The organism is Streptosporangium sp. G12, from assembly GCF_052983175.1.
Window position 1 is genome coordinate 390,043 of sequence record NZ_JBRIQO010000002.1, and the last position, 17,231, is coordinate 407,273.

Genomic DNA, 17,231 nt, shown 5'->3' on the forward strand with positions numbered 1-17,231 from the left:
TTTTTCGGCAAATGTCGATGTGCTGCCATACGATGCTTCCTCGTGGTGAGCTGGTGCGGAGCGGTACGACGGGACGAAACGGTCTGGATCTCGTCGGACAGCATCCCGGCGCGAGAGAACGGCGGCGCTTCCGTGGGACTGTTCGAGAACGAGCGAAAGACAGCGCTGTCAAATGAGTGATCCCGGACTGCGGTTCTCGATACTGGGGCCGGTGCGCGTCTGGCGGGACGGCGACGAGGTGGAGATCGGCTCGCCTCAGCAGCGGCTTGTCCTCGCCGTCCTCCTCCTGGCCGAGGGCAGGGCCGTGGGCCACGGTCACCTGCTCGACGCCATCTGGGGCGAGGACCGTCCCCGCACCGCCATGAGCACGTTGCGCACGTACGTCTCGCGCCTGCGCTCCGCCCTCGGTGCCGAGGTGATCACCTCGATCGGCAGCGGGTACGCCCTCGCCGGCGGGACCTGCGACCTGGTCACGATGGAGGAGCTGTCCCGCGAGGGACGGTACGGCGAGGCTCTGGCGCTCTGGCGGGGAGAGCCGCTCGCCGGGCTGGAGGGGGGCTACGCCGAGGGCCAGCGGGTCCGGCTCGGGGAGCGGCGGCTCGCCGTACAGGAGCTCAGGCTCGCCCAGGAGGTCGAGGAGGGCAGGCACACCGAGGTCATCGCCGAACTGACCGCGCTCCGCGGGGAACACCCGGCCAGGGAACGGCTCTCCGGCCTGCTGATGCTGGCGCTGTACCGCTCGGGCAGGCAGGCCGAGGCGATAGGCGTCTTCACCGACACCCGGAAACTGCTCGCCGAGGATCTCGGCATCGACCCCTCGCCCGAGCTGGCGGAGCTCTATCAGAGGATCATCACGGCCGACCCCGCCCTCGGCCGGAAGAAGGCGGCGAGCGCGGCCGCCAGGCAGGTGCCCCGGCAGCTCCCCGCCGACACCGCGGACTTCACCGGCAGGGAATCCGAAGTCGACGAGATGGTGGACGCCCTGAGGTCGGGGAACGCCCCGGCGCTGCTGATCTCGGCCGTGTCGGGCGCGGGCGGCATGGGCAAGACCACCCTGGCCGTCCACGTGGCGCACCGGCTCGCGCCGGACTACCCCGACGGCCAGCTCTTCGTGAACCTCAGGGGTTCGGGGGCGCAGCCGCTCGCACCGGAGACCGTGCTCGGCAGGTTCCTGCGCTCCCTCGGGGCGGAGGTCCCCGCCGACTCCGAGGAGCTGGGCGAGCGGGCGGCCCTGTACCGCTCCATGCTGGCGGACCGGCGGATGCTCGTCGTGCTGGACAACGCCGCGAACGCCGCGCAGGTACGGCCGCTGCTGCCGGGGGCCGCCGAATGCGCGGTACTGGTGACGAGCCGCGCGAAGATGGTCGGGCTGTCCGGAGTACGCCAGGTCGATCTGGGCGTGCTGCCCCACGACGAGGCGATGGCGCTGCTGGGCAAGGTGGTGGGGGAGGCGCGCGTGGCCACCGAACGCGAGGCGGCGGCGGACCTGATCGGGGCGTGCGGGCATCTGCCGCTGGCGATCAGGATCGTGGGCTCGCGGCTGGCGGCGCGGCCCGCCTGGAGCGTGGCCAGGATGCGCGACCGGATGGCCGACGAGCGTCGGCGCCTGGCGGAGCTGCGCGTGGACGACCTGGCCGTCGAGGCGACGTTCGCCCTCGGCTACGACCAGCTCGACGCCGCGCACGCCTCGGCGTTCCGGCTGCTGGCCATCCCCGACGCGGCCGACTTCTCGCTGGGCTCGGCGGCGGCCGTGCTCGACCTGGACGAGCCGGACGCGGAGGAGGTGTGCGAGGCGCTGGTCGACGTGAGCATGCTGGAGTCGCCCTCGCCGGGCCGCTACCGCTACCACGACCTCCTCAAGATCTTCGCCCGGTCGCGGCTGGACGACGAGGACGTCCGGCGAGCCGCGCTGGCCAGGCTGCTCGGCTACTACCTCGCCGGCATGACGGCGGCCTACCGGCTGGCCTATCCGGGCATGCCGGTGTCAGGCCCGGAACGGCCGGTCGGCGCGGAACCGCCCTTCTCCGGGCCGTCTTTCCCCGGACCGTCCTTCTCGGACGAGGAGGCCGGGGTGATCTGGGCGGAGGACGAGGAGCAAGGGGTGATCAGCGGCGTGCACCAGATCGCCCGGACTCCGGGCAGCGTCCTCTTCGACGCGATACGGCTGCTCGACATGGCGTCCGACGTACTGGAGACCGACGAGACCCCCGAGCGCTACGAGCGGGCGGCGGGAGCCCTCGTCGAGGCGGCGGCGGCCCGTGGGGATCGCCGCGCCGAGGCACACGCGCGGTGCATGCGCGGAGAGTTCCTGGCGGGCCGCTGGCACCTCGACGCGGCGATCGAGGACGGCCTCGCCGCGCGGGATCTCAGCCTTGCCGAGGGCGATCTGGCGCAGTACGCGCAGAGCATCAACCTGCTGGCCATGGTCGGCGCCAACCGCGGGTCCAAGAACGAGGCGATCGCGATGTACGCCGAGGCGATCAAGATCTGGCGCAAGCTGGGCGATCGGAGCAGCGAGACCACCGGACTGGGCAACCTGGCGCTCGCGCTCGTGTCGGTCGGCAGGGCCGAAGAGGCGGTGGAGGCCATGGAACTGGCCACCCGCACCATCAGCGAGCTGGGCGGCGGGGCGGATGCCGACATCATGTACCAGTCGGCCGTCGTGCTGCGGGACGCCGGGCGCCCGGAGGAGGCGCTCTCCCGGCTCGTGAAGTCGCGGAAGGCGTACCGGAGGCTCAAACAGCGCGTCCGGGAGGGGGCGACCCTGTTGCGGATGGCCGAGACCCACCTCGCCATGGGGCAGCCGGACAGCGCCGTGGACTGCGCCGAGGACTCGCTGGCCCTCATGGCGGAGGCGGGCAACGAATGGATCCAGGGCAAGGCACTCGTCGCGCTCGGCCAGGCGTTCTCCCGGCTCGGCCAGCCGGGCAGGGCCGGGGCCTGCCTGACCGAGGCGCTTGAGATCTTCGTACGTCGGAACATGCCCGAGGCGGACGAGGTACGGGCCCTGCTGGACCGGCACGGGGCCTCGTGGTGGAACGCCGAGCCGAAGGTGACCGTCCTGACCGGCTGAGCGCGGACCGTCCGCGTCCGCGGGGAACGCGGGGAACGCGGGGAACATCGTGTTCGGGCCCGGAACTGTCGGTGCCGGCTGGCATCATCAGGAGTGTGGACCTGCACTACTACGACGCGCCTCCCCGCTCCGGCCGCCATGACGGCCAGGTCGGCGAGGCCGTGGTGTCCTCCTCGAGGGGAAGCGAGGAGGACGGTGGCGGTGCGGTTCTCCATGTGCCGCCAACCCGGGGTGGCCTGCCACAGGAGGAGGCACTCTTTTTCTGAGGTCTTGCGGGCAGGGATGTCGAGAACGCATCCGTGGCTCCGATTCTCTGCGATCGGCGGAACGAGACGGACGACGATTTTCGAGGAGGAACGACCATGCGGCCCATGAAGACGAACACCCTGAAGGTGCCCGGCGCGACCCTTCACTACGAGATCCGCGGCTCGGGGCCGACCCTGCTGCTGATCTGCGGCGGGGTCTACGACGCCGCCGGATACGCGGGCCTGGCCCGGCGGCTCGCCGACCGCTACACGGTGGTGACCTACGACCGGCGCGGCAACTCGCGCAGCCCCCTGGACGGGCCGCCGGAGCCGCAGAGCATCGAGACGCACGCCGACGACGCGCACCGCGTGCTGGTGGAGGCGGGCGTCACCGCCGACGATCCCGCGTACGTCTTCGGCAACAGCTCTGGGGCGATCATCGGCCTGGAGCTGGCCGCCCGCCACCCCGAGCAGGTGCGCGTCCTGGTCTCCCACGAGCCGCCGCTCTTCGAGCTGCTGCCCGACCGCGACCGCTGGCGCGGCGTCATCCGGGACGTGGAGGAGGCGTTCGCCAAGGAGGGGACCGAAGCCGCCATGAAGGCCTTCGCCACCGGGTTCGACAGGACCGGCCACGAGCACGAGGAGGCGGCCACCCGCGGGGAGCAGGGAGAGCCCACCCCCGAGATGGCGGAGGCGATGGCCCGGATGGAGAAGAACACGGAGTTCTTCATCGGCTACGAGGTGCCGCCGTTCGTCAGCTACCTCCCCGACGTCGACGCGCTCCGGGCCTCCTCGGCGCGCGTGGTGATGGTGGCCGGCGAGGAGTCGGAGGGACAGCCGCCCTACCGGGCCTCCTTCGTCGTCGCCGAGCAGATCGAGGGGCGGCACGTGATGTTCCCCGGCGACCACGGGGCCTTCGGCACCCAGGACGAGGCCTTCGCCGCCAAGCTCGACGAGGTGCTTTCCGGCTCCTGAGGTAGCGCGGCCCGACGGCAGTCTCCTGGCGACCCGGCCCAGGAGACAGCCGTGACCGCGCCGGCCTCCCGGTTCTTCCGGAGGTTCGACAGGGGTGAGATCGCCTACACCCGCGTACGGGCCTCCTCGATCTGGCGCGCGATGTTCCTCGCACCGGCGGCCTCGGCGAGGGCGCTCGCCTCCTCGGCCAGCGCGAGCGCGTCGTCACGGCGGCCCTCCGCGGCGGCGATGTAGATCAGCCCCACCAGGTTCGCGGCGACCCCCGGCAGGAAGCCGAGCTCCCGGCGGAGCCGCACCGACTCCTCCAGCCGTTCCCGCGCCGTCTCCAGCCGTCCGGCGGCGTGCTCCGCGGTACCCAGGTGCCGGAGCGCGTACGACGTCAGCAGCTTGTCACCGGCCCGCACCGCGAGCTCGTGCGACCGTTCGAGAAACGGGACCGCGGTGTCGTCGTCCCCGCGGACGACCTGGTGGAGGAGGCCGGTCCAGAGCAGCGACTCGCTCTCGCCACGCAGGTCGCCGAGCGCCCGGTAGAGCTCCGTCGCTCGCTCGAACAGCGCCAGCTCGCGCGGGTCCTCCTCTCCGTCCTCGAAGAAGCGCGCGTGCATGATCCGGCCACGGGCCAGCGCCAGACCGGCCTCGACCGCGTCCAGCTCCCGGTCGGCCACCTCCAGCACCCCGGCCTCACCGTCGAAGACCGCGCGTTCGTAGAGCAGTCTGGCCCGTTCGAGCTTTTCTTCGGCACTCATCCGCTCAACCCCGTTCACCCGGATCCGCCCGCCGCGTCGAACACCGTACGCGGCGAACGAGGTGTGACACCAGTCTTCCGGCTGCCGTGAGAGTTTGGCCGACGGGTTGTGGGAGCCCGTCGTGGGAATGGTCGCGGAAACGTTCACCGGTTCGGGCGCGGGCACGCGCCCGGCACCGACGTGCCCCGAATCGAGCGGCTCAGAGGTGGCGGAGGAAGCTCAGGCTTCGCTGCCACGTGAGGTCGGCGGCACCCTCGTCATGATCGCAAAGATCCGCGTCCGTGTAGAAGTGTCCGGCGCCCGGATAGGTGAAGACCTGCACCGCGGCCCCCGCGTCGGTCGCGGCCTTCTCCCATGCGGCGACGGCCGCAGGAGGTGCGAACGTGTCCGGGTCGGCGACGTGCAGCTGCATCGGTGGGCTGCCCCACGCCGATGCGGGGATCTCCGTTATTCCGTGCAGGAGCAGCACGCCTGCGGTGTCGCGCCGGTCGGCCAGTAGGGCCCCTACGACCCCGGCGCCCATCGAGATGCCGGAGAGGACCGTGTCGGCGGGCAGCCTTCCGACAGCATCGCGCGCTCGTCCCACCATGGCCTTCCAGCCGATCCGGTTCATCAGGGCGAATCCCTGATCGATCGTCGTGGCGGTCTCACCTGCGTACAGGTCAGGCGTGACGACCTCGTGCCCGGCGGCGCGAAAGCGATCGGCGGCGGTACGTTCGACGGACCGCAGGCCGTACACGGAATGGAACAGAGCGATGTGCACCACATCGCCATCCTCTCCTACGGACACCGGTCCTCGCCAACGGGCGAGGCCACCCGACCCGGCGAAGGACCCCGGTCACGGCGGCGGGCGAAGGTCCGGGTCTCGACGCTGACGATGTCCGGGCGCGACCAGGTGCCTCCGGTGGCTTTCCGTCCCCGCGGCGCGGTGGTCTCTGGCCCGGTCACCGGCTCGGTACGCGATGGTCGCGTCGGCGGGACGCGGGTCGGCTCTTCAGGTGAAGCGGCGCAAAGCGAAGCGGGGGTGGGGCTCGGTGTGGCCGAGGGCCAGGTCGGCGGTCATCTGGCCGATCAGGGGGGCGAACTTGGCGCCGTGGCCCGAGCAGGGGGAGGCGATGACGACGGGGCCGACGCGGTCGAGGACGAAGTCCTCGTCGGGGGTGATGGTGTAGAGGCAGCTCGCCTCGGACACCGGGGCGGGGTCGAGGCCGGGCAGCCATCTCCGGACGTGGGCGGTCACCACGGCACGGGAGGCCGGGTCGACGACGCCGTCCCTGGCGGTGGCGGTGACGGGTCTGCCCGCGTCGTGCTGGGCGACCTTGACCGCGGGCCGGGAGCCGCCGTCGCCGCCCGAGGGGAGCCCGTAGATCTGCGGGCCGTCCGTGTGGACGAAGACGGGCCAGCGGGCGTCCGGGTCGCGCGAGCGGAAGTGGAAGACCTGCTGCTGGGTCACCCGCAGCGGGGGCAATCCCACCGGCACGCCGAGCCGTCCGGCGAGTTCCGGCAGCCAGGGGCCCGCGGCGACGACGACGGTGGCGGCGGTCACCTCCGGGCCCTCGGTGCGCAGCCGGACGCGCCCGCCGGGCAGGGGCTCCGCGCCGGTGAACCGTACGCCGGTGAGCACCTGGGCGCCCAGTTCGGCCGCCCGGTTCACCGCGGCGGCCACCGCCGCGTCGGCGTCGGCCGTACCGGCCTCGGGATGGTGCAGCACCGGCCCTTCGAAGCGCATGAACGGCCAGCGCTCGGCCGCGGCGCCGGGAGAGAGCAGCTCGTGCGGCACGCCCGCCTCCGCCAGCAGGCGGGCGATCCCCTCGGGGTCGCGCCCCGCGCCGAGGTCGACGCCGCCGGTGACGCGGAGCAGCGCCGTCCCGGTGTCGTTCTCCAGCTCGCGCCAGCGCTCCCCGGCCAGGCCGGTGAGACGCACGTACTCCGGGTCGGCGTAGGCCCGGCGGTAGATCCGTGAGGTGCCGTGCGAGCTGCCGCGCCGGTGACCGACGTCGTACGCCTCGATGAGGGTGACGGCGTGCCCGCGGCGGGCGAGCTCCCATGCCGTGGCCGAGCCCGTCAGCCCCGCGCCGATCACCGCGACCTCCGTCTCGATCCGGTCAGGGGTGTTCATCGGCGGCCTCTCCCTTCGAGCGGCGTCGTCGTGCTCGACGGCGGGTTCTCCACGGGGGCGATCCTAGGTGAACGCGCGAAACGGCTCCGGCCGGACCCTTCCGGGCCCGGCCGGAGCCGGTGCTTTCTCGGGGGACGCCGATCAGGGGACGTTGACCAGGCGGTGGTGATCACGGGGGACGGTGATCACCGGGATGATGATCGGGAACGCGGACGAGCGGGTGGTGACCACGGGGACGGTGATCACCGGAGTGATGGCCGGGGGACGGTGTCGTCGGGGGTGACGATCAGCTGACGTTGGCGCAGATCGCGTAGACGCTGATGCCGACGTCGTTGTAGCCGGGCTGACGGCCGAGCCCGATCCAGCCGCCGCCGTCGTCGGTGGGGAAGGAGCCCACCAGCACGGCCTGGTTGCCCTGCGCCTCGGCGCCGCCGCCGACGGCCTTCTTCCCGGCGGGGCAGCGGACCACGCGGCGCTGGAAGTTGGGCACGTTGGCGTTCGGCAGCTTGACGAGCTGGTAACCGGTGAAGTCGGCGGGGGCGGCGGGCACGGAGGCCGTGGCCGGAGCGGCGACGGTCATCGCGGTCAGACCCGCGACACCGACGGCGGCGACGCCCAGCGCGGCGGTCGTGAGCTTCCTGCTTCGCATGTTCTCTCCTGGGGCAGGGGTGCCTGGATGGTCACGCAAAGTAAATTGACTGTCACGCTGAGTGTCCAGCCTTGATTTTGTCACCGCCCCGCCAGTTGCGCCCGTCTCGGCGATCGGGCATGTGCGGCCCGGAGGGGTGCGGGTGCGGGGGCTCGCGCGCAGGATCCGCGCCTTCTGTGGCCGCCGGCTCGCGACCCTCCCCGAGGGCGCCGGGGAGCGGGGGAGCGGGCACCGCCAAGTGGTCGATCGGCGATTGACGCCGATCAACGGAGAGAGCGCTCTCAGATCAGGGTAGGTCCATTTCTTGATCGTTGGCCAGGGGGGCGGTGCGGTGCGTATGAGCCCGAGGGGGCATCGCCGTCCGGTGGAACGCCCTATTTTCTGCGCTTACGCCCTCTCGCCTGCACGTCTGTACTTTACCTATTCGTTACCAACGTGAAACATTGACTGCCGTGACGCAGCCCGTTACTTTTCGGTGAGAGAGCGCTCTCTCGTATCGGTCAGCTTCAGAGCCCGATTCCTCTCCCCGGAGGCACCCCCCAATGGATCCCTCAATCCGGACCACGGGTCCGGACAGTGCGCCCCCCCGTGAAGGACGACTCGCCCGGTCGGCGGCCCGCCTCAGGACTCGCCGTCGCCGCCTCGCCGCCGGTGTGGTCGTCGCGATGGTGGCCGGACTGCTCGGCCTCGGCGCCGCCCGCTCGGCCGAGGCCGCCACGGTCGGCGCCGGCAGCTACGCCGACACCCTCCCGGCCGGACGCTCGCTGCCGGCCGGCTGCGGTTCCATCTCCACCAACCCCCGCCAGTGGGTGACGGCCAACGCCCCCGCCGGGGCCGTGCCCACCAACGACTGGTGGTCGTCGATCCTCTACAAGAAGACCGACTGCGCGTACGGTGAGCCGCTCCACGCGCACCCGATCTCGTACGACACCTTCGGCAACGGTCTCGGCTTCTCCTACAACACCACCCCCGCCATCAGCGGCACCGCGACCGGCGTCGGCGAGTACCACTACCCGTACGTCGAGAACATCCGCGTCGGCGTCGCGGGCCTGAGCTCGCCGGACGTCAAGGTCGACGGCTGGAGCGACTGGACCGTCACCCCGTACTGGAGCGGCGCGGGCCGGACCATGAAGGCCACCATCGGGCACGGCCTGCCGTTCGCGTACTTCCAGGTCACCGGAGGCGACGCGCAGATCACCACCGCGGGCACCCCCACGGTGTGGTCCAACAGCGGCGCCACCATCGGCTTCACCGCCGGCGGCCGTGACTACGTCGCCTACGCGCCGACCGGCGCGACCTGGTCGGTGAGCGGCACGACGATCAGCTCCGCCCTGGCGGGCAGGGGCTTCTTCTCCGTGGCGGCGCTGCCCGCGGGCGGCGACCGCGCGGCCCTGGCGAGCACCTACGGCCAGTACGCGCACGCGCACGTCACCGGCACCCGGGTCTCGTACGCCTACAACCAGGCCGCGAGCTCGCTCACCACGACGTACGCCTTCACCACCACGGCCAGGCAGGGCAGCCAGACCGGCACGGTCATCGCGCTCTACCCACACCAGTGGAACCACCTGACCGGCTCGACGCCGCTGGCGCAGACGTACGTGTCGGCGCGCGGACCGATGAAGATCGTCACCGGTACGCAGTTCAGGACGACGATGAAGTACACCGGCGTGCTGCCCGAGATCCCCGCGGTGGCCGACAGCTCGGGCGCCGACCTCACCACGGTCACCAACCAGCTCAACGCCGAGCTCGGCAACCCGATGGACATCCGGGGCGACGACACCTACTGGACCGGCAAGGGCCTGGGCCGGGCCGCCCGCATCGCGGAGATCGCCGACCAGCTCAACCTGACGTCGGTGCGCACCGCCGCGCTGAACGCCATCCGCACCCGCCTCAACGACTGGTTCACCGCCTCACCGGGCAAGACCAGCCGGGTCTTCTACTACAACCCGAGCTGGGGGACCCTGCTCGGCTACCCGGCCTCGTACGGCTCCGACCTGGAGCTCAACGACCACCACTTCCACTACGGCTACTACATCGCCGCGGCCGCGACCCTCGCCAAGTTCGACCCCAACTGGGCGAAGACCAGCCAGTACGGCGGCATGGTGGACCTGCTGATCCGCGACGCCAACAACTACGACCGCAACGACACCCGCTTCCCGTACCTGCGCGACTTCGACATCTACGCGGGCCACGACTGGGCGTCCGGGCACGGCGCGTTCGGCTCGGGCAACAACCAGGAGTCGTCGTCGGAGGGCCAGAACTTCGCCAACGCCCTCATCCAGTGGGGACAGGCCACCGGCAACACCGCCGTCCGCGACGCGGGCATCTTCATCTACACGACCCAGGCCGCGGCGATCCAGGAGTACTGGTTCGACTCGCGCGACCAGAACTTCCCCGCCGCCTTCGGCCACAGCACGGTCGGCATGGTCTGGGGCAGCGGCGGCGCGTACGCCACCTGGTTCAGCGGCGAGCCGGAGATGATCCAGGGCATCAACATGCTGCCGGTCACCGGCGGGCACTTCTACATGGGCGACAACCCCGCCTACGTGAACACCAACTACGCCGAGCTGGTACGCAACAACGGAGGCCCGCCCACGGTGTGGCGGGACATCCTCTGGCAGTTCCAGGCGCTGGGCAACGGTGACGCGGCCCTGGCGAACCTGCGCGCCGCCGGCGCCTACACCCCCGAGGAGGGGGAGAGCAGGGCGCACACCTTCCACTGGATCCGCAACCTGGCCGCCCTCGGCACGGTCGACACCTCCATCACCGCCAACCACCCGCTGGCCAAGGTGTTCAGCAAGAACGGGGCCCGCACCTACGTCGCGTCCAACATCACCGGCAGCGCGCTCACGGTGACCTTCTCCAACGGGACCGTGCTCAACGTCCCGGCGGGCAAGACGGTCACCTCCGGCGCCTTCACCTGGAGCGGCGGCAACGCGGGCGGTGGCACCACGAACCCCGATCCCACGCCCACGCCGACCCCGACGCCCACCCCGACCCCGACGCCCACCCCGGACCCGGGTGGCTTCACCGCGACGCGCTACCTGCAGAGCGGCGGCGGTCTGCCGGGCACGGCGGGCGCGGCGGGCAGCGTCACGGTGGCCGCCGCGAACGGCAACCACGACGGCGTGCCGACCAACGCCCAGGTCTTCACGGCGACCGGTCTCACCGCCGGCCACAACGGCGGCACCACCGCGTTCGACCTCTTCGTGGACGCGGGAACCTCGGTCGCCAACGGCACCCAGGTCCGGGTCTCCTACGACCTGACCGGCAACGGGAGCTGGGACAGGGTGGAGACCTACGCCTACTTCGCCACCGACCCGGTGACGGGCTGGGAGCACTACACGCAGGGAGCCGGCCCGCAGTCCTCCTCGGGAACGCTCGGCAACCTGTCGAACGGCCGGGTGAGGGTCGAGGTCTGGAACGCCATCGGCAACGGTGCCGTCAGCCTCGGCATCGGCAACCAGTCGACCGTGAGGCTGCCGTTCGGCTGACCCCCCTCAGCTGATCGGTGAAGGGACGGCCGGGAGCGTGAGCCCCCGGCCGTTCCCGCCTTCCCCGGGGGGCGGCGGCAGGCCGATCGGGTTCGAGGGCGGCATGATGCCCGACTCCAGGACGGCCATGGTCAGCGGGTGCAGCAGCAGGGCGAGCTCGGAGGTGCGCTCGTCTCCCAGGGCCCGCCAGGGAGCGGCCGCGGCCTCGTCGGTCAGCCGCTCGATCCGCTCGCGCTCCCGCGCGCCCTCGGCCGTCAGGAGGCCGGAACCGTCGACCCACCCGCGCTCGCGCAGCGCGGCGGCACCGGCCTCCCACTCCTCGTCGTCCCAGCGCCGTGCCAGACGCAGCTGGTCCATGTCCGTCTCGCCCGCCGCGACCTTGAGCAGGTGGGACTGGACGGGGGAGACGCCGTGGGCGACGAGGGCGGCCACGTGCCCGTCGCCCCGGTGCTCGCGCAGCGTGGTCGCGGCCTGCCAGAGCAGCAGGTGCGGCTCGTCGGGCGCGGGCAGCGCCTGGTTGGCCGCGCCGAGCACCCGGCCGGCGGTGTCGGCGAGCCCGGCGGCCTCCCAGGCGAGGTCCGCCGCCGCGCGCAGGTCGTCAGAGCCGGTCACCTTGTCGGAGAGCAGGTTCCGCAGTGCCGCTCCCGCCCCGTCGAGCCGGGCGCGCAGCACGTCGCCGGGGGTCGCGAACGTCCACGCGTCGGGGAGCGCCCTGGCGACCCTGGCCGGAGGGAAGCCGTGGAACGCCGCCGTGACGACGCCGGGGCCCACCGGCCCGAGCGGTGCCGCCCTGGCCGCGAAGTAGCCCATCCAGAAGCCGCGCATGCCGACCGCGTCGGCCGCCGCCCGAGCCTCGGGGGCGAAATAGGTGACGGCGTGCAGGGGCTCCAGTAACTGCCACATGACACGCGGAACGTTCGGTTCGGGCTCCGGCACGGTCTCACACCCCGTCTCGTGGATCCTGGCGGATCGGCTGTGCATGTACATACGGTACTCGGCGGAACGGCCGGACGATCTCTCGACGAGAGAGCCGCCATCTGGTCCGAACCCTGACCTGATCTGGGAAGACGGAGTCATCTCACCCGTCAGGTTGGGTCTTCTCAAGGGGGGACGGGCGGGTTATCAAGAGCTCAGGACGAACTGTGATTTCCGACATTTTCCCGCGCCGGCATCGCGGTCGCGTCCGATCGCCCAACCCCCGAGCCGATGGAGTACGGCATGCGTCAGTTACGAAGAGCGATGTTGCGGATCCTGTGTGTCATCGCGATGCTCACCGCGGGTATCACCGCGACGGCCACGGGCGCGCAGGCCTCCGTTCCCAACCGGTGGGGTTTCGCCGTGGTCAACGTGACCTCCGGCATTCCCGACGTCAACCACCAGGCGGGCAGCTGGGGGGTGGGCTTCAACGTCAGCGTCACTCCCGGCGGGGTCGGGCAGACGTTCGTGAAGTTCCCGCAGATCGCGATCACCGGCGGCGTGGTCCACGTCACGGCGATCTCCGAGACCGCCTACTGGTGCCAGGCGCAGAACTGGGGCCCGTCGGGCACCGACCTGGTGGTGGCGGTGCAGTGCTACCGGTACGGAGGGGCTCCGGTCTTCACCCCGTACAGCATCGTCTTCGAGCAGAGCACCGGCGTCCTGCCCGCGCCGCAGGCGTTCGGCTACGTGCACTACAACGGCGCCGCCATCGCCACCCAGTTCAACTCGGCCGGGGGCGTGAACACCGTCGCCGGGGGCGGGGGTGTCTGGACGGTCACCCTGCCCGGCCTGGGCTCGTCCGGTTTCGCCGGGAACCTCCAGGTCACCGCGGTCAATCCCAGCCAGCCCGCCCGCTGCAAGGTCGGCGCCTGGGCCCCGGGCGTGGGCGCGCAGGCGGTCCAGGTGCGCTGCCACAACGCGACGAACGTGCCGCTCAACACCGGATGGACGCTGACCTACCAGCGTGAGCGCGCCATCACCGGCGCGGCGATCCCGCCGAAGAACTTCGCCTACACCTTCGACACCACCCCGGCCAACCCCGGCCCGTACGCGCCGGTGCCCTCGGCTCTGAACTACAACTCCCAGGGAGGCACGAACACCATCCAGGTGGCGGGACCCGGCCAGCGCCTGGTGATCTTCCCGAGGGTCGGGGTCCTGAAGGACCAGGTCCAGGTCACCGCGTACGGTTCCGGCCCCGAGTTCTGCAACCTGCAGACCATCTGGAACACCAGCGGCAGCAACGCGTTCGTCCGCAACGTCATCTGCTACAACGCCACCACCCGCGTCGACCGGCAGTCGCTGGTCACCTACACCTCGGCCTTCTAAAAGGCCACCTCGGCCTCGCGAAGGCCGGGGCGCGGTACCGTCCGGTGTCCCGGGCGGTACCGCGCCGCTCACCTGAATGGACGTCCCTCTCCCGGGTAGCCGGAGACGATGGCGACTTATGGCTTTCATTCCTCACACGAGCAGATCCATCCGGCAGAGCTGCTGAAGGCGGTCACGCGGGCCGAGCAGGCGGGGTTCGGGGCGGCGATGTCGTCGGACCACTTCTCCCCGTGGAGCGAGCGTCAGGGGCAGTCGGGGTTCGCCTGGTCCTGGCTGGGCGCGGCGCTCCAGGCCACGAACCTGCCGTTCGGTGTGGTCAACGCCCCCGGCCAGCGCTACCACCCCGCGATCATCGCCCAGGCGATCGGCACCCTCGGCGCGATGTACCCCGGGCGCTTCTGGGCCGCCCTCGGCACGGGTGAGGCGAGCAACGAGCACATCACCGGCGACCGCTGGCCGCGTAAGGAGCTCCGCAAGCGGCGGCTGCGGGAGTGCGTCGACGTCATCCGGGCGATGCTGGCGGGGGAGGAGGTCAGCCACGACGGGCTGGTGACCGTCGACCGTGCCCGGCTGTGGACCCGCCCGGAGGTCCCCCCGAAGCTGGTCGGCGCGGCGGTGAGTGCCGAGACGGCCCGCTGGTGCGCGGAGTGGGCCGACGGCCTGATCACGGTGGGAGGGCCCGTCGACCGGCTGCGCGAGGTCGTCGGCGCCTACCGGGACGCCGGAGGCAAGGGCAAGGTGGCGCTCCAGGTCCACCTCAGCTGGGCCGAGAGCGACGACGAGGCGATGGCCATCGCCCACGACCAGTGGCGGAGCAACGTCTTCTCGCCGCCGGTCAGCTGGGACCTCGAGACCGCCGAGCTCTTCGACGTGGTCTCCGCGGACGTCTCGCCGGAGAAGGTGGCCGAGGCCGTCAACGTCTCCTCCGACCTCGGCTGGCACGCCGCCAGGATCAACGAGTACGCGGACCTGGGCTTCGAGGAGATCTACCTGCACCACGTGGGCCAGGAGCAGGCCGCCTACATCGACGCCTTCGGCGCGAAGGTGCTTCCCCAGCTGCGCTGACGGATGCCTCTCCCGCCTCCCCGGCCGCGCTGACGTCGCGCCGACGTCGGCGCGCGGCCGGAGGGGGCGGTACGGACGGCGTCCCGGCCGGAGGGGGCGACGGCGCAGGCGAATTTCCGGCTGGAGGGGACGACGGCGCGGGCGGATTTCCGGCCGGGGAGGTTGAACGGTAAGGGCGGGTGCCCGGCCGGTGACCGGCCTCTTCAGCCGCCGGAGGCCATGGCACGAATCGGATCTTCCTCACTTCTCGCGACATGTGATGGAAACAATTCGGGAGGAATCAATTCACAGACGTAGGTGAATGTTCTACATTTGTCATGGGAGCGCTCCCATCAGAAGGAGGCGCAGTGTCTCTCCAGCACGACTCATCTGCGGCGTCCCTCGAGGTCGCCCACGAGTACGAAGGCGAGTGCCTGCTGCCCGCCGTTCCCACGAGCGTGCGCGACGCCCGCTCGCTGGTCCGCCGGGAGCTCTCCCTGTGGGGTGCGGACGATCTGATAGACGACTGCATGCTGATCGTCAGCGAGCTGGTCACCAACGCCGTCAGGTACGGCGGCGCCGCGTGCGCGCTGCGGATCCGGGGCGGCGGGAGCTTCGTCCGCGGCGAGCTCTTCGACCCGGGGGAGGGGGCTCCCCGCGTGTGCGCCCGCGACATGGAAGCCACCGGCGGCCGGGGCCTCCAGATCGTCGACTCCCTCGCCGACGACTGGGGTGTCGCCCATCCTCCCTCCGGAGGAAAGATCGTCTGGTTCGTCCTGGGTCTCCCCGCCCCCGCCCACCTCCGTCCCGCCGTCGCCCCGGTCCTGCAGTTCAAGTAGGCGCGTGCCGGGAGGCGCCCGATCGTCCGGCGCGCCCGGTGTCACCCGGCCCGGGATCGCGTGGCCGTCCGGGGCCCTGAGAGGTCCGCGGGCAGGAAGCGGGAAGGCGCCTGAAGAGGCGGACCGGGAAGGCGCCGGAAAAGGGGAAGCGCCGGAAGGGCGGCAGCGCCTGAAAAGGGAGGGCGCCGGGAGGCCGGAAAGGGCCTGAGCGGTCACGTCCGCCGGAAGCGGGCTCCCCGGCATCCGGTGTCACGGCGTCACGGTGTCGCGGTGACCCGGTGGTGATCGCCGCCGGGGGTGGGTGTGCCGCCGTGCCGTCCGGCCCCGTAGTGTGCGGGACGGCCACCCCTCATGGAGAGAAACGCATCGCCCATGACGTACGACCACACCCGCCGCGCCTGCTACACCGGATATGTCACCCAGGCCATCGTCAACAACCTGGCCCCCCTGCTGTTCATCGTGTTCCAGACCCGCTACCAGCTGCCTTTGGAGATGCTCGGGCGCCTGGTGCTGCTCAACTTCGCCACCCAGCTGGTCACCGACATCGTGGCCGTGCGGTTCGTGGACCGGACCGGTTACCGCGTCCCGCTGGTGCTGGCTCACATCCTGTCGGCGCTGGGGCTGGTGCTGCTGGCGGTGGCCCCGGCGGTGTCGCCCTCCCCGTACCTGGGACTGTGCGTCGCGATCGTCGTCTACGCCGTCGGCGGCGGCCTGCTGGAGGTGCTCGTCAGCCCCGTCGTGGACGCGCTGCCCAGCCCGCAGGAGGGCAAGGCCGCGGCGATGAGCCTGCTGCACTCCTTCTACTGCTGGGGGCAGGTCGCGGTGGTGGCGGGCAGCACGCTGCTGCTGGCCTGGATCGGCCAGGACGCCTGGCAGGTCCTGCCGGTCGCCTGGGCGCTCGTCCCGCTGGTCAACATGGTGGCGTTCCTGAGGGTGCCGCTGCCCGCGACCGTGCCGGACGAGCACCGTACCTCCCTGCGGGCGCTCTTCGGGGCCCCCGCCTTCGCCGCCGTCGTCGTGCTGATGCTCTGCGCGGGCGCGGCCGAGCTGACCATGTCGCAGTGGTCCTCCCTCTTCGCGGAGGAGGGGCTGGGCGTCTCCAAGGTGTGGGGCGACCTGGCGGGCCCGTGCCTGTTCGCGGTCCTGATGGGGATCGGCCGCATCGTCTACGGCCTGTGGGGCGAGCGGATCCCGCTGGTACCCGCGATGGCCTCGTGCGGCGCGCTGGCGACCGTCTGCTACCTCGTCGTCTGCCTGTCCTCCGACCCGGTGGTCAGCCTCGTCGGCTGCGCGGTGTGCGGCCTGGCCGTCAGCCTCCTGTGGCCGGGGACCTTCAGCCTCGCCGCGGCCCGCTTCCCCCTCGGCGGCGCGGCCATGTTCGGCGTGCTGGCCGTCTTCGGTGACGCCGGGGGCGCGGCCGGCCCCTGGATCGCCGGGGCCGCCGCGGACGCCTCCGCCACCGCGAGCGGGTTCCTGTCCACCCTGTCGGCCGCGCTCCCCGGCGACGGCGGCTCCGGCCTGCGCACCGGCATCCTCGTCGCCACCGCCTTCCCGCTCGCCGTCGTCGCCCTCACCCTCGCGTACGGCATCCGGGCGAGGGGCGCGGCAAGCACAGCGGGTACGGCGGGTACGGCGGCAGACGGGACGCCCGATGAGGCGGCGGGCGGGGTGGAGCGTCCGATCGGCGGGTGAGCCGGATGGGACATCGGGGCATGACATCCCCTTTTCATGGGCACCTCGTAT

At 71.6% G+C, this 17,231-nt stretch carries 12 protein-coding genes; 7 read left to right on the top strand and 5 right to left on the bottom strand.

Annotated features, from left to right (window positions below):
• Positions 1–172: 172 nt before the first annotated feature.
• Both ACVCAG_RS04945 and ACVCAG_RS04950 read left to right on the top strand, forming a co-directional pair.
• Complete coding sequence (locus ACVCAG_RS04945; protein ID WP_440081662.1) at positions 173–3,073, top strand: BTAD domain-containing putative transcriptional regulator; 2,901 nt, start codon at positions 173–175, stop codon at positions 3,071–3,073.
• 371 nt (positions 3,074–3,444) lie between these two features.
• Positions 3,445–4,293, top strand: coding sequence for an alpha/beta fold hydrolase (locus ACVCAG_RS04950; RefSeq protein WP_440081661.1), 849 nt, complete (start codon positions 3,445–3,447; stop codon positions 4,291–4,293).
• 104 nt (positions 4,294–4,397) lie between these two features.
• On the opposite strand, the gene ACVCAG_RS04955 is transcribed toward ACVCAG_RS04950, so the two are convergent.
• From ACVCAG_RS04955 to ACVCAG_RS04970, 4 genes are all read right to left on the bottom strand, one after another.
• Positions 4,398–5,039, bottom strand: coding sequence for a tetratricopeptide repeat protein (locus ACVCAG_RS04955; RefSeq protein WP_440081660.1), 642 nt, complete (start codon positions 5,037–5,039; stop codon positions 4,398–4,400).
• Positions 5,040–5,238: 199 nt separating this feature from the next.
• Positions 5,239–5,829 (bottom strand): dienelactone hydrolase family protein, encoded by a 591-nt coding sequence (locus tag ACVCAG_RS04960; RefSeq protein WP_447189515.1) that lies wholly within the window; start codon positions 5,827–5,829, stop codon positions 5,239–5,241.
• 204 nt (positions 5,830–6,033) lie between these two features.
• Positions 6,034–7,158 carry an FAD-dependent oxidoreductase gene (locus ACVCAG_RS04965; RefSeq protein ID WP_447189516.1) on the bottom strand — a complete coding sequence of 375 codons (1,125 nt, stop codon included), beginning with the start codon at positions 7,156–7,158 and terminating at the stop codon, positions 6,034–6,036.
• 286 nt (positions 7,159–7,444) lie between these two features.
• On the bottom strand, positions 7,445–7,807 hold the full coding sequence (locus ACVCAG_RS04970; protein ID WP_440081657.1) for a hypothetical protein: 363 nt from the start codon (positions 7,805–7,807) through the stop codon (positions 7,445–7,447).
• A gap of 665 nt (positions 7,808–8,472) precedes the next feature.
• Between ACVCAG_RS04970 and ACVCAG_RS04975 the strand changes: the two genes are divergently transcribed.
• Positions 8,473–11,301, top strand: coding sequence for a glycosyl hydrolase (locus tag ACVCAG_RS04975; protein ID WP_440081656.1), 2,829 nt, complete (start codon positions 8,473–8,475; stop codon positions 11,299–11,301).
• A gap of 6 nt (positions 11,302–11,307) precedes the next feature.
• On the opposite strand, the gene ACVCAG_RS04980 is transcribed toward ACVCAG_RS04975, so the two are convergent.
• Complete coding sequence (locus ACVCAG_RS04980; RefSeq protein WP_440081654.1) at positions 11,308–12,204, bottom strand: SCO6745 family protein; 897 nt, start codon at positions 12,202–12,204, stop codon at positions 11,308–11,310.
• Between the two features lie 315 nt (positions 12,205–12,519).
• Between ACVCAG_RS04980 and ACVCAG_RS04985 the strand changes: the two genes are divergently transcribed.
• The 4 genes from ACVCAG_RS04985 to ACVCAG_RS05000 all read left to right on the top strand — a co-directional run bounded on the left by ACVCAG_RS04985 (position 12,520) and on the right by ACVCAG_RS05000 (position 17,180).
• A complete protein-coding gene (locus tag ACVCAG_RS04985) occupies positions 12,520–13,605 on the top strand; it encodes a hypothetical protein (RefSeq protein ID WP_440081653.1) in 1,086 nt (361 codons plus the stop codon).
• A gap of 108 nt (positions 13,606–13,713) precedes the next feature.
• Positions 13,714–14,670: a TIGR03885 family FMN-dependent LLM class oxidoreductase gene (locus ACVCAG_RS04990; RefSeq protein WP_440081651.1), complete on the top strand. Its 957-nt coding sequence runs from the start codon at positions 13,714–13,716 to the stop codon at positions 14,668–14,670.
• A gap of 347 nt (positions 14,671–15,017) precedes the next feature.
• Positions 15,018–15,488: an ATP-binding protein gene (locus tag ACVCAG_RS04995; protein WP_440081650.1), complete on the top strand. Its 471-nt coding sequence runs from the start codon at positions 15,018–15,020 to the stop codon at positions 15,486–15,488.
• 372 nt (positions 15,489–15,860) lie between these two features.
• Entirely contained in the window at positions 15,861–17,180 is a 1,320-nt protein-coding gene (locus ACVCAG_RS05000; RefSeq protein WP_440081648.1) for an MFS transporter, read from the top strand.
• The last annotated feature ends 51 nt before the right edge of the window (positions 17,181–17,231 follow it).